Annotated in this window: 17 protein-coding genes; 8 read left to right on the top strand and 9 right to left on the bottom strand. The window is 73.0% G+C overall.

Annotation, left to right across the window (positions count from 1 at the left end):
• Positions 1-35 precede the first annotated feature (35 nt).
• The 7 genes from ACFTWP_RS09980 to ACFTWP_RS09950 form a co-directional block, all read right to left on the bottom strand.
• Positions 36-626 carry an RNA polymerase sigma factor gene (locus ACFTWP_RS09980; protein ID WP_380263833.1) on the bottom strand — a complete coding sequence of 197 codons (591 nt, stop codon included), beginning with the start codon at positions 624-626 and terminating at the stop codon, positions 36-38.
• Positions 627-952: 326 nt separating this feature from the next.
• Positions 953-1,144 carry a DUF6126 family protein gene (locus ACFTWP_RS09975; RefSeq protein ID WP_380263831.1) on the bottom strand — a complete coding sequence of 64 codons (192 nt, stop codon included), beginning with the start codon at positions 1,142-1,144 and terminating at the stop codon, positions 953-955.
• A gap of 73 nt (positions 1,145-1,217) precedes the next feature.
• Positions 1,218-1,823, bottom strand: a complete 606-nt coding sequence (locus ACFTWP_RS09970) for a helix-turn-helix domain-containing protein (RefSeq protein ID WP_380263830.1) — start codon at positions 1,821-1,823, stop codon at positions 1,218-1,220.
• A gap of 78 nt (positions 1,824-1,901) precedes the next feature.
• Positions 1,902-3,650 carry a pyruvate dehydrogenase gene (locus ACFTWP_RS09965; protein ID WP_380263828.1) on the bottom strand — a complete coding sequence of 583 codons (1,749 nt, stop codon included), beginning with the start codon at positions 3,648-3,650 and terminating at the stop codon, positions 1,902-1,904.
• Positions 3,651-3,741: 91 nt separating this feature from the next.
• Positions 3,742-6,153, bottom strand: a complete 2,412-nt coding sequence (locus ACFTWP_RS09960) for a glycoside hydrolase family 65 protein (RefSeq protein WP_380263827.1) — start codon at positions 6,151-6,153, stop codon at positions 3,742-3,744.
• Positions 6,150-6,899, bottom strand: coding sequence for an HAD family hydrolase (locus ACFTWP_RS09955; RefSeq protein WP_380263825.1), 750 nt, complete (start codon positions 6,897-6,899; stop codon positions 6,150-6,152). The genes ACFTWP_RS09960 and ACFTWP_RS09955 overlap by 4 nt, the downstream gene beginning before the upstream one ends.
• Before the next feature lie 141 nt (positions 6,900-7,040).
• Positions 7,041-7,826 (bottom strand): VOC family protein, encoded by a 786-nt coding sequence (locus tag ACFTWP_RS09950; RefSeq protein ID WP_380263824.1) that lies wholly within the window; start codon positions 7,824-7,826, stop codon positions 7,041-7,043.
• Between the two features lie 692 nt (positions 7,827-8,518).
• On the opposite strand from ACFTWP_RS09950, the gene ACFTWP_RS09945 reads away from it, so the two are divergent.
• The 6 genes from ACFTWP_RS09945 to ACFTWP_RS09920 all read left to right on the top strand — a co-directional run bounded on the left by ACFTWP_RS09945 (position 8,519) and on the right by ACFTWP_RS09920 (position 16,381).
• Entirely contained in the window at positions 8,519-10,078 is a 1,560-nt protein-coding gene (locus tag ACFTWP_RS09945; protein ID WP_380263897.1) for an ATP-binding protein, read from the top strand.
• Positions 10,075-10,482: a roadblock/LC7 domain-containing protein gene (locus tag ACFTWP_RS09940; protein WP_380263823.1), complete on the top strand. Its 408-nt coding sequence runs from the start codon at positions 10,075-10,077 to the stop codon at positions 10,480-10,482. Before ACFTWP_RS09945 ends, ACFTWP_RS09940 begins: the two co-directional genes overlap by 4 nt.
• Positions 10,479-10,838, top strand: coding sequence for a DUF742 domain-containing protein (locus tag ACFTWP_RS09935; protein ID WP_380263822.1), 360 nt, complete (start codon positions 10,479-10,481; stop codon positions 10,836-10,838). The genes ACFTWP_RS09940 and ACFTWP_RS09935 overlap by 4 nt, the downstream gene beginning before the upstream one ends.
• Positions 10,819-11,436, top strand: coding sequence for an ATP/GTP-binding protein (locus ACFTWP_RS09930; protein WP_380263821.1), 618 nt, complete (start codon positions 10,819-10,821; stop codon positions 11,434-11,436). Before ACFTWP_RS09935 ends, ACFTWP_RS09930 begins: the two co-directional genes overlap by 20 nt.
• Before the next feature lie 176 nt (positions 11,437-11,612).
• Positions 11,613-13,052 (top strand): cytochrome P450, encoded by a 1,440-nt coding sequence (locus ACFTWP_RS09925; RefSeq protein ID WP_380263820.1) that lies wholly within the window; start codon positions 11,613-11,615, stop codon positions 13,050-13,052.
• A gap of 437 nt (positions 13,053-13,489) precedes the next feature.
• A complete protein-coding gene (locus ACFTWP_RS09920) occupies positions 13,490-16,381 on the top strand; it encodes a discoidin domain-containing protein (RefSeq protein ID WP_380263818.1) in 2,892 nt (963 codons plus the stop codon).
• 144 nt (positions 16,382-16,525) lie between these two features.
• Here ACFTWP_RS09920 and ACFTWP_RS09915 read toward each other — a convergent pair whose 3' ends face one another.
• Positions 16,526-17,509, bottom strand: coding sequence for a helix-turn-helix transcriptional regulator (locus tag ACFTWP_RS09915; protein WP_380263816.1), 984 nt, complete (start codon positions 17,507-17,509; stop codon positions 16,526-16,528).
• 62 nt (positions 17,510-17,571) lie between these two features.
• On the opposite strand from ACFTWP_RS09915, the gene ACFTWP_RS09910 reads away from it, so the two are divergent.
• Positions 17,572-18,051, top strand: a complete 480-nt coding sequence (locus ACFTWP_RS09910) for a hypothetical protein (RefSeq protein WP_380263814.1) — start codon at positions 17,572-17,574, stop codon at positions 18,049-18,051.
• Complete coding sequence (locus tag ACFTWP_RS09905) at positions 18,048-18,503, top strand: hypothetical protein (RefSeq protein ID WP_380263812.1); 456 nt, start codon at positions 18,048-18,050, stop codon at positions 18,501-18,503. Before ACFTWP_RS09910 ends, ACFTWP_RS09905 begins: the two co-directional genes overlap by 4 nt.
• 126 nt (positions 18,504-18,629) lie before the next feature.
• On the opposite strand, the gene ACFTWP_RS09900 is transcribed toward ACFTWP_RS09905, so the two are convergent.
• Positions 18,630-22,895 carry a discoidin domain-containing protein gene (locus tag ACFTWP_RS09900; protein ID WP_380263895.1) on the bottom strand — a complete coding sequence of 1,422 codons (4,266 nt, stop codon included), beginning with the start codon at positions 22,893-22,895 and terminating at the stop codon, positions 18,630-18,632.
• Between the last annotated feature and the right edge of the window lie 599 nt (positions 22,896-23,494).

Below are 23,494 nucleotides of genomic sequence, written 5' to 3'. Positions count from 1 at the left end.
TCCTTCCGGCCTCAACGTCGTGTGGTGCTGCTCGGTCATGCCGGGTCCCCCGTCATGGTCAGGTTCCGCAGGGCCGGGCGGGCCGGCGCGAGGCGTTCGCGCAGCCGGCCGCGGGCCCGGTGCAGGCGGGAGCGGGCCGTGCCCGCGGGGATGCCGACGGCGGCCGCCGCCTCGGTCGGGGTGAGCTGCTCCCAGCTGACGAGCAGCATCAACTCCCGTTCCTCGGGGGGCAGTCCGTCCAGTGCCCGGCGCAGCTCGGGGGCGAGTGCGGCGGCGTCCAACCGCTGGTCGACCGCCTGCCAGGGGTCGTTGGCGGCGGGGGCGGGCGCACCGGCCTCGCGCCCGGCCCGCCGGGCGTGCCCGGCCAGGACGTTGCGGGCCACCCCGAAGAGCCAGCCCCGGGCGGAGCCCCGCGCGGCGTCGAAGGTGCGGCGGGCGGCGAAGGCCTGCAGCCAGGCCTCGGCCAGCAGGTCGTCGGCGGCGCCGGGCACGCGCCGGGCGAAGTAGCCGTGCAGCGCGGGGGAGTACTTCTCCACCAGGGGCGTGAACGCCTCCGGTCGGGTGGCCGAGCGGGTCAGCTGCGCGTCGCTCGCCCGCTCGTCCTGATCATCGTGATCGGGTTCCACGGAGTCTCCGTCTCCGACCGCCCGACGGCGGTCTCACCCCGTACTTGTCGCCCGCCGCCGGGAGCGTTCGCGCGCCACCGCCGAGCCGGGTGCGCCGGGCTCGGCGGACCGCCGGCGAGGAGGGGCGCCGGCGAGGAGGGGCGCCGGGCCCGCCGCCGAACCCAGTGTTGCCGTCCCGGCCGGTGGACGCGGGGGCCTTCCGCGAACCGGGCGGGAACGCGGGCGGCCCCGGCCGCGTTCCCGCCCGGCGCGTACCGGGGCGCGTTCGAGGACGCGCCCCGGGGCATCGGGGGAACGGACCGGGGCCGGGTGCCCGGGCGGTGGGCTCAGCCCTTCCGCGAGCCGATCTCGAAGAGCAGCATGATGAAACCCGCGAAGGCGTGCGTGGCGACCATGTAGATCAGGACCCTGATGCCGACCCGGCGGTTGGCCCGCTTGCCGGCGTCGATGGTGGCGGGGGCGGGCAACTCGGCCGCGGGGGCGGCGGATCCGGCGGGGACGGCGACGGAATCGCTCATGGGAGACCTCCTTCGTTCCCGGGCGGCCGGGCCGCGCGGGTCATGGCGGGTGTCGGTGCTGGGGTGCCGTCGCTCAGTGCGGCACCGGGCCGCCGCCCAGGCAGAGTTCGCCGCCGGGGCTCTGCAGCAGGGTGTGCAGGAAGAGCAGTTCGACGCCGTCCGCCGAGTCGGCGGCGATGCAGTGCGGGGTGAGCGAGTCGAAGTGCGCGCTGTCGCCCTCCGCCAGCAGGTGCACGCGCTCGCCGAGGGTGAGTCGCAGGCGCCCGCGCACCACGTAAAGCCACTCCTCGCCCGGGTGCACCCGGACGACCTCGTCCTGGACGCCGGGCGGCACCTGGACGCGCAGCGCCTGCATGGCCCGGCCGGGGGCGCCGGCCCGCCGGTAGCCCCAGCCGCCGGCCCGGCCGGGCTCGATCGCACCGCCCCGGACGATCGGGTCGAGGTCGCCCGGCGTCTCCCCCAGCAGGCCGGAGACCGAGCTGCCGTACGCCCGGGCCAGGCCCAGCAGGACGGGCAGCGAGGGCTGCCGTCGGCCGGTCTCCAGGCGGGAGAGATAGGCTGGGGAGAGCCCGACCCGGGCGGCCGCGGCCTCCAGGGTGAGCCGGCTGCCGAGTCGGTGCTCACGCAGGCGGGCGGCGAGGCCGACGACCTCCTGGTCGTCCGGCGGGCTGGTGGTCATGACTCCAGTGGACACCCGCCGTGCCTCGTGGGCAAGAAATTTGCCTCAGAGGCAAATCCCCTCGGGTGCGGCCCAGTCTCAGGGCCGGGGGATGTTCCGGAGGTTGCTGCGCGCCAGGTCGATCATCTTGCCGACGCCGCCGGACAGCACCGTCCGGCCCGCCGCGAGCGCGAAGCCCTTGAGCTGGGCGGCGGTGATGTGCGGCGGGATGGAGAGCGCGTTCGGGTCGGTGACCACGTCCACCAGGGCCGGGCCGGGCCGCTCCAGCGCCTCCGCCAGCACCTCCCGGACCTTCGCCGGGTCGGTGACCCGCTTGGCCGGGATGCCCGCCGCGCGGGCGATCGCCGCGTAGTCCACGTCGCCGTTGTCGATCTCGTACTCGGGATAGCCGGAGACCAGCATCTCCAGCTTGATCATGCCGAGCGCGCCGTTGTTGAAGACCACCGTCTTCACCGGCAGCCGGTGCCTGGCCACCGTGAGCAGCTCGCCGAGCAGCATCCCGAGCCCGCCGTCCCCCGACATCGAGATCACCTGCCGCCCGGGGCAGGCGAGTTGGGCGCCGATCGCGTGCGGCAGCGCGTTGGCCATCGAGCCGTGCAGGAAGGAGCCGATCACCCGGCGGCGCCCGTTGGGCGTCAGGTAGCGGGCCGCCCAGACGTTGTTCATGCCGGTGTCCACGGTGAACACCGCGTCCTCGGCGGCGACCTCGTCCAGCACGGCGGCCACGTACTCCGGGTGGATCGGCAGATGCCGCTCGATGTCCCTGGTGTACGCGCCGACCACGCCGTCCAGCGCCCGGTAGTGCTTCTCCAGCATGCCGAACAGGAAGGACCGGTCGGTCTTCTGCTCCAGCAGCGGCAGCACCGCCCGCAGGGTCGCCGACACGTCACCGTGCACCGCGAGCTCCAGCGGGGTCCGGCGTCCCAGCCTGGTCGCGTCGTGGTCGACCTGGATCGTCCTGGCCTGCGGCAGGAACGAGTCGTAGGGGAAGTCGGTGCCGAGCAGCAGCACCAGTTCGGCCTCGTGCAACGCCTCGTGGCAGGCGCCGTAGCCGAGCAGGCCGCTCATCCCGACGTCGTACGGGTTGTCGTACTGGATCCACTCCTTGCCCCGCAGCGAGTGGCCGACCGGCGACTGCAGGGCCGCCGCCGTCTCCATCACCTCGGCGTGCGCGCCGCGCACGCCCGCGCCGCAGAACAGCGCCACCTTCCGGACCGAGTTGAGCGCCTTGGCCAGCTCCTGCACCTGCGACCAGGGCGGGGCGGCCACCGCCTGCTCGGTCAGGAACCGGCCCTCGCCGGTCGGGCCGGCGGCCGGCTGGGCGGCGACGTCGCCGGGGAAGACCAGCACCGAGACGCCGTGCGCGCCGAGCGCGTGCTGCACCGCGATCCGCAGCAGCCGCGGCAGCTGGGCGGGCGTGGAGACCATCTCGCACCAGCTGCTGCAGTCGGTGAACACCCGCTCGGGGTGGGTCTCCTGGAAGAACCCGGTGCCGATCTGACCGGACGGGATGTGCGAGGCGAGGGCCAGCACCGGCAGGCCGCTGCGCTGCGCGTCGTACAGCCCCTGCAGGAGGTGGGTGTTGCCCGGGCCGCAGGAGCCGGCGCAGACCGCGAGCCGGCCGCTGAGCTCCGCCTCGGCCGCCGCCGCGAACGCGCCCGCCTCCTCGTTGCGCACGTGCACCCAGCTGATGCCCTCGGTCCGGCGGATGGCGTCCACCACCGGGTTGAGGCTGTCGCCGACCACGCCGTAGACCCGCTCGACCCCGGCTTGCCGGAGCACCTCCACCATCTGCTCGGCCACACTCACCACGGGGCGCTCCCTCATCGGCCGCCGGTCACAGGACACCAGCACCCTGCGACGGCGGCGGGCCGCCCGCACCCCCGGCGGGCCGCCCGGGTGAACCCGGGCGGCCCGGCTACTCCGCCGCGAGGTGGTCGGGTGCCGAGCCGGCGGTGCCGCCGTGCACCACGCCCGCGTGCGGCTGCCGACGGGCGGGTTCGCGCCCGGGCGGCTGGGCGCAGCGCTCCTGCGCCTGCGGCTTGACGATCGGGCGGGTGACCGGCGTACCCGCCCTGACCACCACGTCCTCGCCCTCGTGGGTGAGCGGCAGCGCCTCGCCCCGGCGCAGCGTGTACGTCGTGCCGGAGTGGGTGATCCGGACCTGCAGCAGGCAGCTGCGGATCCGCATGGTGAAGGTCAGCCGCCGCAGCCCCGAGGGCAGCCGGGGCCGGAACGCCAGCGTCCCGTTGTGGTCGCGGAGCCCGCCGAAGCCCGCCACCAGGGCGATGCAGGCCCCCGCCAGCGAGGCCATGTGCAGCCCGTCGCGGGTGTTGCCGCCCAGGTCGTGCAGATCCATCAGGGCCGCTTCGGCGGTGTAGTCGTACGCGAGGTCGAGCTGCCCGACCTCGGCCGCCATGACGGCCTGGGTGCAGGCCGACAGGGAGGAGTCGCGCACGGTGAGGCGCTCGTAGTAGGCGAAGTTGCGGGCCTTCTCCTCGTCGGTGAAGGCGTCGCCGCGCAGCTGCATGGCGAGCACCAGGTCGGCCTGCTTGACGACCTGCTTGCGGTACAGGTCGAAGTAGGGGAAGTGCAGCAGCAGGGGGTACTTCTCCGGCGGGGTGCCCTCGAAGTCCCAGAACTGGTGGTCGGTGAAGCCGTCGGCCTGCGGGTGCACGCCCAGCTTCTCGTCGTAGGGGATGAACATCGCGCTCGCGGCGTCCCGCCAGGCGGCCATCTCCTCGGTGTCGACGCCGAGTTCGGAGGCCTCGGCCTGGTGCCGGGTGGCGGCCTCGGCCGCGTTGCGCAGGTTGCTCTGCGCCATCAGGTTGGTGAAGACGTTGTTGTCGGCCACCGCGCTGTACTCGTCCGGCCCGGTGACGCCCTCGATCCGGAACCGGCCCTCCGCGTCGTGGTGGCCGAGCGAACGCCACATCCGGGCGGTCTCCACCAGCAGTTCGAGCCCGTACTCCTTCTCGAAGGCGACGTCCCCGGTGGCCCGGACGTAGCGGACCACCGCCGAGGCGATGTCCGCGCCGATGTGGAAGGCCGCGGTGCCGGCCGGCCAGTAGCCGGAGCACTCCTCGCCGCGGATCGTCCGCCAGGGGAACACGGCGCCGGCCAGGCCGAGCTGGGCGGCCCGCTCGCGGGCCAGCGGCAGGGTGGTGTGCCGCCAGCGCAGGGCCTGGTTCACCGCGCTCGGCAGGCAGTAGGTGAGCACCGGCAGCACGAAGGTCTCGGTGTCCCAGAAGCTGTGGCCGTCGTAGCCCGGCCCGGTCAACCCCTTGGCGGGGATGGCCCGTTCCTCGCTGCGCGCACCGGCCTGCAGCACGTGGAAGATCGCGAACCGGACGGCCTGCTGGAGTTCGATGTCGCCGTCGATCTCGATGTCGCTGGAGTCCCAGAACTCCTTGAGGTAGGTGCTCTGCTCGGCGACCAGGCCCTCCCAGCCGGTGTACCGGGCGGCGGTCAGCGCGGCCTCGACCTGGTCCCGGACGGCGGGCAGCGAGCGGGTCGCCGACCACCCGTACGCGATGAACTTGACCACCCGCAGCCGCTCGCCCGGGCGCAGCACCGTGGTGACGCTGACCCGGCCCTGGTCCTCGTGGCTCTCGGCGGTGGTGTCGAAGCCCTCGGGGCCCTCGATGATGTGGTCCATGCCGGCCGCCACCCGGATCCCGCTGAACCTCGTCCGGTGCACCAGGACGGCCTTGCCGTGCTGCGCGTGGTGCGCCTCGGAGATCAGCGGGGCCTCCAGGACGGCGGCCGCCCGCGGGTCGCCCCCGGCGCCGCCGGGCAGTTGCTCGTTGGCGACCAGCTCGGACTGGAGCACGATCCGCACCGGGCCGTCCACCGCCTCGACCTCGTACTCGACGGCCGCCACCGCGCGCTGGGTGAGCGAGACCAGCCGGGTCGAGTTGACCTTCACCGTCCGGCCGGCGGGCGAGGTCCACTCCGCCGCACGGCGCAGCAGGCCGTCCCGGAAGTCCAGGCTGCGGCGGTGGCTGCGCAGTTCGCCGTAGCGCAGGTCGAAGGGCTCGTCGTCGACGAGCAGCCGGATGATCTTCCCGTTGGTGACGTTGATGACGCTCTGGCTGGACTCGGGGTAGCCGTACCCGCCCTCGCCGTAGGGCAGCGGGCGCAGCTCGAAGACGCCGTTGAGGTACGTGCCTGGCAGGCCGTGCGGCTCCCCCTCGTCGAGGTTGGCGCGCAGGCCGACGTGCCCGTTGGAGAGCGCGAAGACGGACTCCGCCCGGGCCATCGCGTCCGGGTCCAGCCCGAACTCGGCGACCTGCCACGGGTCGACGGTGAAGGTGTCCTGTCCGGTCATCGCGGATCCTCCCCGATCAGCTCGGCCAGGTCGGCCACCACGACGGTCGCGCCGTGCCGGCGCAGCTCCTGCGCCTGGCCCGTCCGGTCGACGCCGACCACCGCGCCGAAGCCGCCGGCCCGGCCGGAGGCGACCCCGGCGAGCGCGTCCTCGAAGACGGCGGCGTGCCGCGGCTCGACGCCCAGCAGGCGGGCGGCGGCCAGGTAGGTGTCGGGCGCCGGTTTGCCCGGCAGGCCCTCGCGGGTGGCGACCAGGCCGTCCACGACCACGTCGAAGAGCTCGTCGATCCCGGCGGCCCGCAGGACGTCGTGGCAGTTGGCGCTGGAGGAGACCACCGCCCGCGGCAGGCCGAGGTCCCGCAGCCGGTGCACGTACTCCACCGAGCCCCGGTACGGCTGCACCCCCTGGTCGTGGATCATGCGCAGCACGGTGTCGTTCTTCGCGCTGCTCACGCCGTTCACGCTGCGGGCGCCGGGCGGGTCGGCGGGCGAGCCCTCGGGCAGCTCGACGCCGCGGCTGTGCAGGAAGGCCCGGGTGCCGTCCAGCCGTGGTCTGCCGTCCACGTAGGCGTCGTAGTCGGCGACCGCGTCGAAGGGGACGAACTCCCCGCCGTCGCGGGCCGCCTCGGCCCGCAGGAAGGCGTCGAAGGTGTCCTTCCAGGCCGCGGCGTGCACCGTGGCGGTCTGGGTGAGCACTCCGTCGAGATCGAAGAGGAATGCGCGGATGTCGTCCGGAAGACCCAACATGAGGGCAGTCTTACCCCGGATTCTCAACAAAACCGCCCATTCACGGCACTTTGGCGCGTCGTGAACGGACGGTCACGGGGAGTGCCCGGCGCCGTCCGTCCACGACCGGACGGCGCCGGGGCGGGACGGGGGCGGGCCGGATCAGGGCGCCCCGGGTGCGGCGATCACCGCGAACACGGCGCCCTGCGGGTCGGTGACGACGGACATCCGGCCGGCCGCCATGTCGAACGGCGGCTGGATCACCGAACCGCCGGCCTTGACGAGGGCGTCGACCACGGAGTCGCAGTCGTCCACGGCGAAGTACGTCATCCAGTGCGGGGGCGTGCCGGCCGGCAGGTAGTCGGCGAGCCGCTGCATGCCGGCGACGGATCGCCCGCCGACCTCCAGCGAGACGTAGCCGGGCACGGCCTCGACGGCGGCCGGCCGCAGCCCGAGGGCCTGCTGGTAGAACCGGCCGGCCGTGTCGGGGTCGGTGGTGTTCAGCTCGTTCCAGGTCAGTGCGCCGGGCTCGTTGACGACGTGGGCGCCGAAGAAGTCGAGCGGCTGCCAGACGCCGAACACGGCGCCGCCCGGGTCCGCGGCCACCAGCATCCGGCCGGTGGTGCCGACCTCGGTCACCGGGAACATGATCGAACCGCCGCTGTCGGTGACCGCCCGCGCCGTGGCGTCGGCGTCGTCCGAGGCGAGATAGGTGGTCCAGACGTTCGGCGGCTCCGGCTGCCCCTCCGGCGCCATCGCGGCCATGATGCCCGCGACCGGCCGGCCGTTCAGCGCGCAGACCGCGTAACCGCCGAACTCGGCCGGACCCACCTCCCCCTGCCAGCCGAACAGGTCCCGGTAGAAGTCCAGCGCGGCCTGCTGGTCCTTGACCATCAGGTCCACCCAACAGGGGGTGCCGGGCTTGTAGGCGGTGGTGACTTCGGGCATCGCTGACCTCCAGACGACGGTCCGCCTCGGGTCCGGACCGGGCGGCACGGTTCACCGCCCACCATGGTCGCGCCGCCGCCATCCCGCCACCCGGCGGGCCGCGCCCGCCGGCCGGTCACCCGAGCGGGTGGCGTCCGGCCGGCGGCGCGCAGCCGGGCCCACGGGCGGCACCGGCTCGGACGGCACCCGCCCCGACGGGCACCCGCTCCGGCGGCCGGGCCCGGTGACCGGCCCGACCGGCCCGACCGGTGGGCCCGACGGATGGTCCCGGCCGGGCGCCCCCGTAGCACGGCCGCACCACCACGCGTGGCGAATTCCGGTACAGACCCCTCTCATGGGCGAACCCGCCCCGGACGCCGGTACGACAAGCCCGGGGCGGGGCAAGCCTGGTGCCAGCACCACCCCGGCCGACCCCACGGCAGCCCGGACTTGAGCCTCCCGTCGATCCGCGCGACCCCCGGCGAATCGGCAGGAAGTCGGTAAGTGCACCGTCGTACCGGCTTGTTGAGGTTTCGTCAGAAACGTCCGGAAAACCGGCTATGCTACTTCCGGCTCAGCCCCCTGCACCCCCGACGCGCCGGCCCGGCGACGGCCGGTGCGGGGATCCGGGCCGCACGCGCAACGCAGTCCCCACGCCGCCGGAGCCGGCCCCACTCGTCCTTCCGTACTCTTTCGATCGTTTGAGGATGCTGATGCTTCGTGCTGGATCGTCACCCGGAGGCCGGCGCTCCGCTCCCGTTCTCGTGTGGCTCCTGCCCACGGTGGTGACGGCGGCGGCCGCCGTCGCCGCCGCGTCGGCGGCCTCCGCCGGCGCCCGGGCGGGAGTCCTCTGGTGCGGGGTGGTGGGCACCGCCGCGGTGGCGGCGGTGGCCGCCGAGGCGGCCCGCCGGGGGCGGGCGCTGGCGACCCTGCGCCGGCGGTACGCCGAGCAGGAGGGCGAACTGCGCCGCCGGCTGGCCCGGCAGGAGGCCGAGACGGTCCGGCTCGCCGAGGTGGCCCTGCCCGAGGCCGTCGCCCGGCTCCAGCGCGGCGAGTTCACCGAGGACGTGCTGAAGGCGTACGAGTCCCACGACGGCGTCACCGGACCGGAGTTCCAGGCCGCCCGGCAGGCCGTGCTGCGCACCGTGCTGGAGGCCGTCGACAACGAGGAGGGCATGCGCGAGTCCGCCCAGCGGGCCTTCGTGAACATCGCCCGCCGCGTGCAGGCGATCGTCCACCGCCAGGCGCAGGACCTGCGCGAGATGGAGGACCGGCACGGCAACGACCCGGCCGTCTTCGACGACCTGCTGCGCCTGGACCACGGCAACGCGCTCGTCGGCCGCCTCGCGGACAGCATCGCCGTGCTCGGCGGCGCCCGCCCCGGCCGGCAGTGGAGCCGCTCGGTGCCGCTCTACAGCGTGCTGCGCGGCGGCATGTCGCGCATCCTGGACTACCAGCGGGTGGAGCTCCACCCGGTGTCCGAGGTCGCCGTGGTCGGGCCCGCCGTCGAGCCGCTCATCCACGCGGTCGCCGAACTGCTGGACAACGCCACCCGCTACTCCCCGCCGCACACCAACGTGCACCTGACCGCCGTCGAGGTGCAGACCGGCATAGCGATCGAGATCGAGGACGGCGGGCTCAGTCTGACCGAGGAGGGCCGGGCCCGGGCCGAGCGGATGCTCATGGAGGCGCAGGCCGGCATCGACCTCAACGACCTCGGCGAGACCCCCCGGCTCGGCCTGGCCGTGGTCGGCCGCCTCGCGCAGGCGTACGGGTTCCAGGTCTCGCTGCGCCCCTCCGCCTACGGCGGCGTGCGCGCCGTGCTGATCGTGCCGCAGGAGCTCATCACCACGGCCCCCGCCACCGGCCGGGCCCACGGCATCGGCATCGCCTCCGGCCCCAGGCCGGTGACGGCCACCGTTCCCCGGCCGTCCGGCGGCCCCCGGCCGTGGGGGTCCAGGACGATGGCCGGCATCCCGGCCGGGTCCTCCTTCGGCTCCGCCGCCGGGGCGCTCCCCGGCCGGGCTCCCGCCGACGACGAGATCCCGGTGGTGAGCGAGCGGACCGCGGGCGGCCTGCCGCAGCGCCGCCGGCACGCCGCACCCTCCCGGACGGGCGCGGCCAGGGCCCCGGGCGTCCCCCGGCCGGCCCAGGCACCCGTACAGCCCGGTATGTGGCTGGCCGCGTTCAACGAGGGGGTGAACGGCCACGCGCCGTCCACCGGCGCGGCCGGCCACACCAGTGACGAGTCGGCAGGGAAGGGCGAGCAGTGATTCAGCAGCGGACCAACATGGACTGGATGCTCAAGGAGCTGGCGGACGGCGTGCCGCACGCCCGGCACGTCGTCGTGCTCTCCGCCGACGGACTGCGGATGGCCCAGTACGGCACCGACGACGACACCGCCGACCGGCTCGCCGCCGCCTGCGCCGGCCTGCAGAGCCTGGCCGCCGCGGTGGGGCACGAGTTCCCGCACGGCGACGGCCGGATGCGGCTGGTCGTGATCGAGATGGGCGGCGGCTTCTTCTACCTGATGGCGGCCGGCGCCCGGGCCTACCTCGCGGTGCTGGCCGACGAGGGGGTCGACGCCGGACTGGTGGGCCAGCGGATGCGGGACCTCGTCGCCCGGATCGGCGAACATCTCAGCACGCCCCCGCGCAACGGCGAGCAGGTCGCATGAGCGCACCCGGCCAGGAGTGGGACGAGAACAGCCCCGAACGTCTCTACGTGATCACGCGCGGCCGCAGCGGTCTGGCCGAGCAGACCACGTTCGACCTGGTCACCCTGATCGTCTCGCTCTCGGAGCCGGAACCCTCGATGCAGCCGGAGCACGCGGCGATCCTGCGGCTCTGCGGCGCACCGCTGTCCGTGGCGGAGATCTCCGCCTACCTGCGGCTGCCGATGAGCGTGGTGACCGTGCTGCTGGCGGACCTGCTCGCCGACGAGCGGATCGAGGTCCGCTCCGCCGTCCCGCAGGCGATCCTTCCCGACCGTGCCCTGATCGAGGCGGTGATGCATGGACTTCAGAAGCTCTGACACGGTGGTGGGGCCGCGGAGCGCGGACCTGCTCCCGGCCTCGGCCACGACGGCGGTCAAGGTGGTGATCGTGGGCGGCTTCGGCGTCGGCAAGACGACGCTGGTCGGCTCGGTGAGCGAGATCCGACCGCTGACCACCGAGGAGACGATGACGCAGGCCGGCGCCGGCGTCGACGACACCGCCGGGGTCGAGCGCAAGACCTCCACCACGGTGGCGATGGACTTCGGCCGGATCAGCATCAGCGACGAACTCGTGCTGTACGTGTTCGGCACGCCCGGCCAGGAGCGGTTCTGGTTCCTCTGGAACGGCCTGTTCGAGGGTGCCCTCGGCGCCGTCGTGCTGGTGGACACCCGCCGGCTCGAAGTGAGCTTCGACGTGATCGGGCGGCTGGAGGACCGCGGCGTGCCGTTCGTCGTCGCCCTCAACACCTTCCCCGAGTCGCCGACCTACCCGACCGAGGAGCTGCGGACCGCCCTGGACCTGCCCCCGGAGGTGCCGATCGTCGCCTGCGACGCCCGGACCCGCGAGTCCGGCCGGGACGTCCTGATGACCCTGATGCGCTACCTGTACCGGCTCTCCGCCCCGCCCGCGGGGTGACACCGCCACCCCTGGGCGCAACCCGCTGTTCTCCCGGCCGACACCCCGAGCACGCCTGGCCGCCCTCCAACCGACCGACCGCCCCCGCACGATGGGTCCCTCGGACCGACCGCTCCTGACGACCGTCCACGGCGACCGCCCCACGATGACCGCCTCCCGCCGACCCCGGAGACACCTTGACCACCCCAGCCCCTGACGACGCCTCCCTCACCCCCCCGCCCGGCTGCCCCGCCCACGGACTCGGCACCGAGGGCCTGCGGCGCATCTACGGGCCGGAGGCCGAGGCCGATCCCGCGGGCCTGTACGAGAAGCTCCGCGCCGAACACGGCGAGGTGGCGCCCGTCCTGCTGCACGGCGACCTCCCGGCCTGGCTGATCCTCGGCCACTCCGCGAACCTCACCGCCATGCGCACGCCCTCCCGGTTCTCCCGGGACTCCCGGCGCTGGACGGCGTTCCAGGAGGACCGGGTCGCCCCCGACTCGCCGCTGATGCCGGTGATCGCCTGGCAGCCGCTCTGCGTGTTCGCGGACGGCGAGGAGCACAAGCGGCTGCGCGGAGCCGTCACCGACAGCCTGAACCGCTTCGACCGGCGCGGGATCCGGCGCTACGTCACCCGGTTCGCCGACCAGCTGATCCAGGACTTCGGGCCCTCGGGCCGGGCCGAACTCGTCGCCCAGTTCGCCGAGCACCTGCCGATGCTGGTGATGACCCAGGTGGTCGGCATGCCCGAGGAGTACGGGCCCCGACTGGTCGAGGCCGCCCGGGACTTGATGAAGGGCACCGAGACGGCCATCGCCAGCAACGACTACGTCGTGGCGACCCTGCGCCGGATGATGGAGCGCAAGCGGACGGCACCCGGCGCCGACCTGGTGTCCTGGCTGATGCAGCACGGCGCCGGGCTGACCGACGACGAGGTGCTGGAGCACCTGCGGGTGGTGCTGCTCGCCGCGAACGAGACCACCGTCAACCTGATCGCGGACACCCTGAAGCTCGTCCTCACCGACCGGAGGTTCCGCGCCCACCTGTCCGGCGGCCACATGACCCTGCCCGACGCGCTGGACCAGGTGCTCTGGGACTCCGCGCCGATGTCGCTGGTCGCCGGCCGCTGGGCCACCGGTGACACCGAGCTCGGCGGCCAGCAGATCAAGGCCGGCGACATGCTCCTGCTCGGCCTCGCGGCCGGCAACGTCGACCCGGCCGTCCGGCCCGACCTGTCGACCCCGCTCTACGGCAACCGGTCCCACCTGGCCTTCGGCGGCGGCCCGCACGAGTGCCCCGGCCAGGACATCGGCCGGGCCATCGCGGAGACCGGCATCGACATCCTGCTGACCCGCCTGCCGGACCTCCAGCTCGCCGTCCCCGAGGAGGAGTTGACCTGGACCTCGGCCTGGATCTCCCGGCACCTGAGCGCGCTGCCGGTGCGCTTCTCGCCGCGGACGTCCGAGGAGGAGGCCGCCGCCGCGGGCACCGCGCCCGGCACCCCGCCGCCCGTCGCGGCCGGTCCCGTGCCCGCCCAGCCGACGGCGCCGCCGGCCGTTCCCGCCGCCGCGGCCGCCATCCCCCGGCAGCGGCGGAGCTGGTGGAGCACCCTCACCGGGAGGCTGCGCCGCCGCTGACCGGCCCCTCCTCGGCGGCCCCTGCCGCGCTCCACCGGCACCACCACCGACACGGCCCGGCCCCCTGAGGGGTCGGGCCGTCGGCATGCCTGCTTCCGGAGCGCTCTGACGATCCGTCGGCGCTGTCGGGGTGTCGGCGCCGGGCGGCCGGCCGGCTGTCGGATCTCCACCGGTTCCCCCCGGGCGTGACACATAACCCTCAGTCCTTGAACGAAACTTGCGTTGTTAGTGTCAGATTTTTGCTCTTTCATATGGACTTCATGCGGCGCCGCCCATAGTCTCTCCTCGCTCGGCGGAAACCACCGCGTCACACGCTCGAAGCCCCTGCGCAATCCGATCGTCCGCAGCGCCGCAGAGTCCCTGCCGGTGCCGACTGCCCTGCCGCCTGGTCCCCACCCCTGGCACACCCCCACGACCAGCAAGGATGTGTAACCGACATGCAGTCACCACCCATTCGCCGGCTACGGAGCAGCGTCGCCGCGCTGACCGCGGTCGCGCTCGGCAGCGCCGGCCTGTTCACGGCCGCCGTCATCGGCAACGCCACCCCGGCGAGTGCCGCAGGAGTCCCGACGCTCTCGCCGCTGAACGTCTCCGGACGCGGCGCCACCGTCCCCTTCAAGGAGCAGGAGGCCGAGTACGCGGCCACCAACGGGTCGGTGATCGGCCCTGACCGGCTCTACGGCCACCTGCCCTCGGAGGCCTCCGGCCGCCAGGCGGTGACGCTCAACTCGGTCGGCCAGTACGTGGAGTTCACCCTCACCGCGCCGGCCAACTCGATCGACTTCCGCTACAGCCTGCCCGACACCGGGGACGGCAAGGGGCGGGACGCCTCGATCGACCTGCTGGTCAACGGCAGCAAGCTGAAGAGCGTCGACGTCACGTCCAAGTACAGCTGGTACTACGGCGGTTACCCGTTCAACAACAACCCGGGCGACACCAACCCGCACCACTTCTTCGACGAGACCCGGACGATGTTCGGGACGAGCTACCCGGCCGGGACGAAGATCCGGCTCCAGGTCTCCTCGACCGCGCAGTCGCCCAGCTTCACCATCGACCTGGCCGACTTCGAGCAGGTCGGCGCCCCGATCGCCAAGCCCGCCGGGGCACTGGACGTGGTCGCCGACTTCGGAGCCGACCCCAGCGGCGCCACCGACTCCACCGCCAAGTTCCAGGCCGCGGTCAACGCCGGCCAGGCGCAGGGCAAGACCGTCTACATCCCGCAGGGCAACTTCACCCTCTACGACCACGTGGTGGTCGACGGGGTCACCCTGGCCGGGGCCGGCCCCTGGTACAGCGTGCTCGGCGGACGCGACCCGAACAACCGCGCCAAGGCGGCCGGTGTCTACGGCAAGTACGTCGGCCAGGGCGGCCCGAGCCAGAACGTCACCCTCAAGGACTTCGCCATCATCGGCGACATCCGCGAGCGGGTCGACGAGGACCAGGTCAACGCCGTCGGCGGTGCGATGTCCAACTCCACCCTGGACAACCTCTGGCTGCAGCACACCAAGGTCGGCGCCTGGATGGACGGTCCGATGGACCGCTTCACCGTCAAGAACAGCCGCATCCTGGACCAGACGGCCGACGGCGTGAACTTCCACACCGGCGTGACCAACTCGACCGTCACCAACACCTTCGTCCGCAACACCGGTGACGACGGCCTGGCCTCCTGGCCCGAGCGGGTGCCGAACGTCAACGACAGCTTCACCCACAACACCGTGGTGCTGCCGATCCTGGCGAACAACATCGTCACGTACGGCGGCAAGGACTTCACCATCTCCGACAACGTCATGTCGGACACCATCAGCAACGGCGGCGGCCTGCACATCGCCAACCGCTACCCCGGGGTCAACTCCGGCAGCGGCACCGCCGTCGCGGGCACCATCACCGCCGCCCGCAACACCCTGATCCGCACCGGCAACAGCGACTTCAACTGGCAGTTCGGTGTCGGCGCGATCTGGTTCGACGGCCTGAACGAGCCGATCGCCGGCGCGACCATCAACATCACCGACACCGACATCCTGGACAGCTCCTACGAGGCCGTCCAGACCATCGACGGCTCGTCCAGCGGCATCAACTTCACCAACGTGAACATCGACGGCGCCGGCACCTACGCCATCCAGGCCCAGGCCAACGCCAACATGAAGTTCACCAACGTCAAGGCGAAGAACATCGCCCAGGCGGCCACCCCGATCCACAACTGCGTCGGCAGCGGCTTCGTGATCGTCGACGGCGGCGGCAACTCCGGCTGGAACAACGGCACCACCTGCAGCGGCACCTGGCCGACCCCGCAGTGGACCTACGGCGGCCAGCCCTCCACCGGCGGCGGCACCTCCTCGCCGAGCCCGTCCCCGTCGCCCAGCACGCCGACCACCCCGCCGGCCAGCCCCTCCCCCTCGCCGACCACCCCGACCACGCCGCCGGCGTGCAACCCGGGCACCGGCAACCTGGCGCAGGGCAAGTCGGCCACCGCCACCAGCACCAACCAGACCTACACCGCCGCCAACGCGGTGGACGGCAACGCCGCCAGCTACTGGGAGAGCGCCAACAACGCCTTCCCGCAGTCGATCACCGTCGACCTGTGCGCCGTGACCGCGGTCGGCAGCGTCACCGCCAAGCTCCCGGCCGGCTGGGGGACCCGCACCGAGACCGTCTCCGTCCAGGGCTCCACCGACGGCGTCTCGTTCAGCACGCTGGCCCCGTCGACCGGCATCACCCTGGACCCGGCCACCGGCAACACCGCCACCGTCGGGTTCACCCAGACCAACACCCGCTACGTCCGGGTGACCGTCACCGGCAACACCGGCTGGCCCGCCGCCCAGCTCTCCGAGCTGGAGATCCGCGCCACCGGCCCGACCACGCCGCCCACCACCACCCCGCCCACCACCACCCCGCCGACCACGCCGCCGGCCACCACCAACCTGCTGGCGGGCAAGTCCCTGAGCGCCACCAGCACGGTGGACGTCTACGGCGCCAACAAGGCGAACGACGGTGACGCGAACAGCTACTGGGAGAGCGCCGCGAACGCCTTCCCGCAGTCGCTGACCGCCGACCTCGGCGCCTCGACCGCCGTGGGCCGCCTCGTCCTGAAGCTGCCCCCGGCCACCGCCTGGGCCACCCGCACCGAGACCCTGAGCGTCCTGGCCAGCACCGACGGCACCAACTGGACGACGGTCAAGGCCTCGGCCGGCTACACCTTCGACCCGGCCACCGGCAACACCGTGACGATCTCCGTCCCGGGCACCACCGCCCGCCACCTGAAGCTCTCGTTCACCGGCAACACCGGGTGGGCCGCGGCCCAGCTCTCGGAGTTCGAGGCGTACACCTCCTGACCCCCGGGTGACACCGGGCCCCCACCGAGGCCCCTCCGGCCCGCCCCTCGCGGGCCGGAGGGGCTTCGGCCTGTCCCCGGGCGCACCGCGGCACGCTCCGGGCGCTCGCGCCGGCCCCGCGGGCCGTCTCCCGGGGCGGCCGGTTCAGCGGACGGCCGGCTCCGGCGACCCGGCGGGGCCGGCGTGCAGGGCGGCGATCGCGCGGGCCGTCGCGGCCATCCGCTCGCGCAGCTCCGGCGGTTCGAGCACCTCGATCTCGGCGCCCAGGGCGAGGAACTCCCGGCAGGTGTGCTCCGGCGACTCGACCGGGAGGACGGCGCGGGTCCAGCCGTCGGGCTGGGGCTCGCCGGTGGCCCGCAGGGCCAGGGCCGCCGGGCCGGTCAGGCGGGCGGCGCCCTCGGGCGACACCCGGACCACCGCGTCCGCGGTGTGCAGCCAGCCGTGGAAGCGCTCCTGGTGGGCCTGCCAGTACGCCGCCAGGTCGAAGTCCTCGGGGACGACGGCCTCGTCCTCCAGGAGGTCCAGTTCGAGGATCTGGTCGACCCGGTACACCCGCGGGCCGGGCGCCGCGACCAGGTACCAGCGGCCGGCCTTCAGCACCAGCCCGTACGGCTCCAGCCGACGCTCCACCTCGGTGGGCTCCTTCCAGCGGCGGTAGCGCAGCCGCAGCGCCCGGCCGTCCCACAGCGCCCGGGCGACCTCGGGCAGGTACGGGACGGGATCGACCTGCGCGTACCAGCCGGGCGCGTCGAGGTGGAACCGCCGCCGGATCCGGCCGGCCTGCTCCCGCAGGGCGGGCGGCAGCGCGGCGCTCACCCTGAGCTGCGCCGCGGCCAGTGCGGCGCCGAGCCCGAGCTCCGCCGCCGGGCCCGGGACGCCGGAGAGGAACAGGGCCCGGGCCTGCACCGGGTCGAGCCCGGTGAGCCGGGTGCGGTAGCCGTCGAGCAGCCGGTAGCCGCCGCGGTGCCCGGCGTCCCCGTACAGCGGGACACCGGCCGCGTGCAGGGCCTCCGTGTCCCGGTAGACCGTCCGGACGGACACCTCCAGCTCGGCGGCGAGCTCCGCGGCGGTCATCCGGCCGCGGGTCTGGAGCAGCAGCAGGATCGAGAGCAGTCGGCCGGCGCGCATGGGGGGATTCTCCGGCACTCCACTGACAGCAGGTGTCAGTGGAGCGGCCCTAGCGTGCGGCCATGGCTTTCGAGGAGAAGTTCCTGCGGACCCCGCCGCCGATCGAGGTGGGCGGGCGCCGCTTCAAGCGCTACCACGTCAGCGCCGACCCGGCGGGCATCGCGCCCGAGGTCGAGCGGGCGGCCTACGCCCTGCTGCCCGAGCTGGTGCCGGCACCGGACGGCACGCCGGCCGCCGGATTCGTGGTGCTGCACCGCGGCGCCGACACCGGCGCCTACCTGAACGTCTACACCTGGGTGTGGGACAACGTGCTGCACTTCCGCGGCGCCGCCGCGGGCCAGCCCGCGCTGGACTGCCCCGACCTGGACCCGACGCACTTCCGGGTGCAGAGCCGGCCGTGGATCGGCTGCGTGTGGGAGCTGGCGCCGATCGGCCACGAGCGCGAGGCCTGGGTGCGGCACGTGCTCGCGCCGGAGCGGCCGGATCCGGACGCCTACCTCGCCGACTCCCTGGCCGAGGGCACCACGGGCGGCCGGGCGTGACCGGGTTCGACTTCCTGGTCGGGGAGTGGGACGTGGCCAACCGCCGGCTGCGCGACTTCCTGGACCCGGGCAGCGGCTGGGACCACTTCGGCGCGACCAGCCGCTGCTGGAGCCTGTTCGAGGGCGCGGCGAACGTCGACGAGATGGACTGCCCGGAGCGCGGCTTCCGGGGGATGACCCTGCGGCTGTTCGACCGGGAGACCCGGGAGTGGTCGCTGAACTGGTCCACCGGCGGGTCTGGCCGGCTGGACCCGCCGGTGCGGGGCCGGTTCCGGGCGGACGGCACCGGTGAGTTCCGCGGGGAGGACGCGTATGCGGGCACGGGGGTGTGCGTACGGTACCTCTGGTCCGGGATCGACGAGCGGTCCGCCCGGTGGGAGCAGGCCTTCTCGGTGGGCGACGAGCGCGGCTGGGTGACGAACTGGGTGATGGACTTCACCCGCCGGAACTGACCCGCCGGAACTGACCCGCCGGGGCTGACCGGCCGGGGGCGACCGCCCGCGGCCGGCGGGCATGGCGGTGCCGCCGGGAGGCGTGGCCTCCCGGCGGCACCGGGTCTGCTGACTAGCCTGCGAACACTACGGGTTGACGGTGATGGTGAACGTCGACGTGGTGTTCTTGATGTTCTGGAAGTTGTTGCTCAACCGGAGGTTGTTGAAGGTCACCGAGCCGACCGCCGGGCCCTGGCCGGCCTCGGCCGCCTCGTTGGCCCAGACCCCGATGCCGGACTTGGCGTCGAAGGCGTCGCCGCTCTTCTGGGCCCCGGTGATCGAGATGTTGGTGAAGACCGTGTCGGTGATCGGGTTCTGCGGCTGACCGCCGGAGTAGTTCGTCTGGAACATGATGCCGTGGTACGTCGGGTCGACGATGTCCACGTCGCTCACCCGGATGCCCTGGAACACCTTGGAGGCCGAGAAGACCCAGATGCCACCGAAGGTCTGGGAGCCCCAGAAGTGGCCGCCGGCCCGGACGATGGAGATGTTCTGCAGGTTGGTCGGGATGGTGCCGAAGCCGTTCATGGCGTACCCGAAGTCCAGCGAGCTGATGGTGATGCCCGAGTAGACCAGGGTGTCGGCGATGTAGATGTTGCGGAAGGTGTTGTCGTACCCGCCGTAGACCGCGACACCCGCCGCACGCCAGGTCAGGATGGTGCTGAGGTTCTCGAAGATGTTGTTCTTCTCGTCCGCGCCGCCGGCGTCGATGGCGGAGAAGAGCGCGAAGCTGTCGTCACCGGTGGACCGGGCCTCGTTGTTGCTGACCAGGTTGTCGGTGCTGCCGTTGGTCATGTTGATGCCGTCGGCGAAGGTGTCACGGATCCGCGAGTTCTTGATCACCATGGAGTCGGTGTTGGCACCCCAGTACATGCAGATCATGTGCTCGGTCCAGATGTTGTCGATCGTGATGCCCGAGACGTTCGCGAAGTCGAACACCTTGCCGGGACCGTCGATCCGGGACGTGTAGTTCCCGAAGTAGCCGAATCCGGAGAAGGTGGAGCCGTTGGCCGTCGACTGGGCCCGGAAGCCCACGTCGGTGTTGGACTGGTCGGTCGGCGCGTAGAAGCGGGTGAACCACGGGCCCGCCCCGACGACCTTGACGGCCTTGCCGTAGACCTGGAACTTGTTCGCGGTCTGGTAGTCGCCGGCCGGCAGGTAGACGCCCACCAGGTTGCCGGTGGTGTCCATCCGGACCTTGTCCAGGGCGGCCTGGACGTCGCCCTGCGCGAAGCCGGTCGGCACCACGTACTTGGCCGGGTCCGGGTTGGGGATCGCGGTGGCCTGCTCCAGGCTCACGAAGTCGATCGCGTAGTTGGTGGTGTTGGCGGCGTCCTTCTGCAGCTTGATCTTGCTGCCGGCCGGGACGGTCGTCCCGAGCAGGATGTTCGCCTCGTCGTAGATGTGGCGCGGGCCGCCGGCACCCGGCGAGTTGCCCGGGCCGGTCTCGTTGCCGTACAGCCACGCGTACTTGGAGGTCAGGTCGATGGCCTTGAGGAAGCTGCCGTTGACGTAGACGTTCAGCGTGGAGTTGATGCCGTCGCCGCCGGCCGCGTCCGGGATGGAGAACCGGGTGACCAGCGTGTTGGTGCTGGCCTTGGTGGTGAACTCGACCGAGCTGCCGGTCGAGTTGAGGGTGACGGCCTTGCGGCCGGACGCCTCGCCCGCCAGGTCGCCGACGGTGCGGTTCGGGCCGACCACGGCCGCGCCGCCGCCGAGGACGCCGTCCTCCGCCTCGTACGTGTCGTACGGCATGTTGGCGCCGCGGCCGACGTACAGGGGCTGGCTGCTGGTGTTGTTGGCCTGCTTGACCGGCAGCTCGTTGGCGTCGGTCGCGATCACCGTCTTCACGGTGTACTTGCCGTTGCCGGCGGTCCAACTGCCCAGGTTCACCGGGGTGCTGGTGGCGCCGGGCGCGATGGCGCCGGTGTAGGAGCCGGTCAGGGTCTTCACCACGCTGCCGGTGGTGGCGTCCGCGACGGTCAGGGTGACGCTGTGCGCGCCGCCCGCCGAGGCGACCGTGCCCTGGTTCTTGATCGCCGCCGTGAAGGTGACGTTGTTGCCGGCCGCCGGGTTGCCCGGGGTCCAGCTGACCGGCGCCGCGACCAGGTCCGAGCTGGCGACCTGGGCGACCACCAGCGCGGCCGGGTTGGTGTAGGTGTTGTTGGTCTCGTCCTGCTCGATGACGGCGTTGGCCTCGTCGACCTTGGCGATCACCTGGTAGCTGCCGGCGTTCTGCAGCCCGGCGGAGACCGAGACGGTGCTGGACGCGCCCGCGGCCAGCGCGCCGACCTGGGCGGTGCCGACCTTGGTGGCGCCGAGGTACAGGTTGACGCTGGTCGCGCCGGAGGCCGCGGTGCCGTTGTTCTTCACGGTGGCGGACAGCGTGACCGGGTCGGTCTCGACCGGCGAGGCGGGCGAGGCCGAGGTGGCGGTGACCAGCAGGTCCGGGTTGGGCGCCGGGGTGCCGATCACCTGGAACTCGGCGACCTGACCGGCCGAGGAGCCCGAGTTGGCGGTGATCTTCAGCTGGACGTCGGCCACCGTCGCGGAGACCGGGATCGTCACCGTGTTGCCCGAGGCCGGGTCGAAGGTGTACGACTTCGCCGCCGAGATGCTGGTGAAGCCGCTCGCGCTCTGCTCGCGGCCGAGCACCTCGATGGTCTGGGTCCGGGTGGACCAGGCCGCCGCCGGGTTGAGCTTGACCACGACCGAGTTCACGATCGCGTTCGAACCCAGCTGGGTGGTCAGGGTGTTGGGGTAGCTGCCGCCCGCACCCTCCCAGTAGGTGGCGGTGTCGTTGTCGTTGGCGTTCGCCGCCACGAAGGTGAAGACGCTGGAGTTGGCCGAGATCGGCTTGCCGCCGGCCAGGTTGGTCCCGCCGCCACCGCCGTTGCCGGTCCGCACCACGGTGTTGCTGCTCGCGGACTGGTTGCCGGCCGCGTCCTTCGCCTTCACGAAGTACGAGACGGTCGCGGTGTCGGGCTGGCTGTCCGTGTAGGTCAGGACGTTGCCCGCCACGCTGCCGCGCAGGGCGCCGTTGGCGTACACGTCGTAGCCGGTCACGCCCACGTTGTCGGCGGACGCGCCCCAGGTCAGCTTGACCTGGCCGGCGGCCGGCTGGGTGAACGCCAGCGTCGCGGGCGCGGACGGCGCCTGGGTGTCACCGGAGGCACCCGTGCGGGTGACGGTGTTGCTGCTCGCGGACTGGTTGCCGGCCGCGTCCTTCGCCTTCACGAAGTACGAGACGGTGGCGCTGTCCGGACGGCTGTCCGTGTAGGTCAGGACGTTGCCCGCCACGCTGCTGACCAGCGTGTTGTCGGCGTAGATGTCGTAGCCGGTGACACCGGTGTTGTCGCTCGCGGCGTTCCAGGTCAGCTTGATCTGACCGGCGGCCGGCTGGGTGTAGGCCAGGCCCGAGGGCGCGGTCGGCGCCTGGGTGTCGCCGGTGGCCGGGCCGTAGATCTCGAACTCGGACAGCTGGGCGGCCGGCCAGGCGGTGTTCGCGGTGACCTTCAGCCGGACGAACCGGGTCGTGGTGGTGTTCAGGTTGAGCGTCACCGTGTTGCCGGACGCCGGGTCGAACACGTAGGCGGCGGAGGCCACCAGGTCCGAGAAGGTGGTGCCGTCGGTGCTGGTCTGCACGGTCAGCGTCTGGGTGCGGGTCTCCCAGCCGGTGGGCAGCTTCAGCACCAGCTTGTTGACCGGCACGGCCGAGCCGAGGTCGGCCTGGATCCACTGCGGGAGCACGTTGTTCGCGCTCTCCCAGTAGCTCCCCTGGTTGCCGTCGTTGGCGTTGGCCGCCGTGTAGCTCTGCGAGGTGCTGCTGGACGAGAGAGTCCGGCCCAGCGCCAGGTTGCCGCTGGTGCTGGTGGTGCCGTGCACCTCCAGCTCGGAGATCTGCGCGGCCGGCCAGCCGGTGTTGGCCGAGATGGCCAGCCGGACGTACCGGGTGTTGGTCGCCGGGAAGGAGATCTTCACCGTGTTGCCGTTGCCCGGGCTGAAGGAGTACGCCGCGGAGCCGGTGATGGTGGTGAAGCTGGTGCCGTCGGCGCTGCCCTGGACGGCGAGCGTCTCGGTGCGGGTCTCCCACCCGCTGGGGAGCTTCAGCACCAGCTCGTCGATGCTGGTGCTGCTGCCGAGGTCGACCTGGACCCACTGCGGGAGCGCGTTGTTGCTGCTCTCCCAGTAGGAGTTCTGGTCACCGTCGTTGATGAAGCCCGCGGTCCGGCCGTCGGTCGCGCTGCTCGCGGCGACGGCCTTGCCTGCCGCCAGGTTGGGGCCGCCGGCGGCGTGCGCGGGCAGGAGCGGGCCGGCGACGATCAGCAGGCTGGCCGAGGCCAGCGCGGCCATCAGCCGGGGGATGGGAGCTGTCGATCTCACTGGGGTCCTCTGGATCTCGTCAGGATGACAGGGTGGGGGGCGCGGAGACCTGGGGAGGGCCTCCTCGTGTGCCGATCCGTGAGTGCCGTCCGGGCGCCGGGGGACATGGCGATGCCCGGGTGTCCGGCGGCGTGAGGGGGACCCGAGGGGTGGTGCGCGAGCCGAGATCATCTGGAGCCTCCGGTGGAGGGGCCGACGTACTCATGGCGGGTGGCGGCGCGCCGCCGGTGCGGGGGCGCGGTCGAACAGCGGCGCGGTGGTGCGGCCGGCGCGGTGGAACAGCGGCGCGGTGGTGCGGGGCGCGACGGCGGAGCGGGGTGACCCCGCGGTCCAGCGGTACAGGCCGGCGGCAGTGCGGCGGTGCGGCGGAACGGCGGTACGACGTACGGGCGTTACGGCGGAGCGGCGGTGCGGCGACACGGCGGTACGGAGCGTGCGGAGGGTTCGGAGCGTGCGGCGGGGGAGCCGCGCCGTCCCCCCTCAAGGACGACGCGGCCTGCGGTGGGCGGCGGCGCTGTCAGGCGGCCCTGCTCCCACCGCGTACGCGGAGCCGGCCGGGCATGCCCCGC

The organism is Kitasatospora sp. NPDC057015 (assembly GCF_042673745.1).
Taxonomy (GTDB): Bacteria; Actinomycetota; Actinomycetes; order Streptomycetales; family Streptomycetaceae; genus Kitasatospora.
This window is presented reverse-complemented; position numbering and strand designations above follow the sequence as displayed.

Coding starts and splice junctions, on each gene's coding strand:
- ACFTWP_RS09975 (WP_380263831.1), bottom strand. CDS start 1,144: ATGAGCGATTCCGTCGCCGTCCCCGCCGGATCCGCCGCCCCCGCGGCC.
- ACFTWP_RS09970 (WP_380263830.1), bottom strand. CDS start 1,823: ATGACCACCAGCCCGCCGGACGACCAGGAGGTCGTCGGCCTCGCCGCC.
- ACFTWP_RS09965 (WP_380263828.1), bottom strand. CDS start 3,650: ATGAGGGAGCGCCCCGTGGTGAGTGTGGCCGAGCAGATGGTGGAGGTG.
- ACFTWP_RS09960 (WP_380263827.1), bottom strand. CDS start 6,153: ATGACCGGACAGGACACCTTCACCGTCGACCCGTGGCAGGTCGCCGAG.
- ACFTWP_RS09955 (WP_380263825.1), bottom strand. CDS start 6,899: ATGTTGGGTCTTCCGGACGACATCCGCGCATTCCTCTTCGATCTCGAC.
- ACFTWP_RS09950 (WP_380263824.1), bottom strand. CDS start 7,826: ATGCCCGAAGTCACCACCGCCTACAAGCCCGGCACCCCCTGTTGGGTG.
- ACFTWP_RS09945 (WP_380263897.1), top strand. CDS start 8,519: ATGCTTCGTGCTGGATCGTCACCCGGAGGCCGGCGCTCCGCTCCCGTT.
- ACFTWP_RS09935 (WP_380263822.1), top strand. CDS start 10,479: ATGAGCGCACCCGGCCAGGAGTGGGACGAGAACAGCCCCGAACGTCTC.
- ACFTWP_RS09930 (WP_380263821.1), top strand. CDS start 10,819: ATGGACTTCAGAAGCTCTGACACGGTGGTGGGGCCGCGGAGCGCGGAC.
- ACFTWP_RS09920 (WP_380263818.1), top strand. CDS start 13,490: ATGCAGTCACCACCCATTCGCCGGCTACGGAGCAGCGTCGCCGCGCTG.
- ACFTWP_RS09915 (WP_380263816.1), bottom strand. CDS start 17,509: ATGCGCGCCGGCCGACTGCTCTCGATCCTGCTGCTGCTCCAGACCCGC.
- ACFTWP_RS09910 (WP_380263814.1), top strand. CDS start 17,572: ATGGCTTTCGAGGAGAAGTTCCTGCGGACCCCGCCGCCGATCGAGGTG.
- ACFTWP_RS09900 (WP_380263895.1), bottom strand. CDS start 22,895: ATGGCCGCGCTGGCCTCGGCCAGCCTGCTGATCGTCGCCGGCCCGCTC.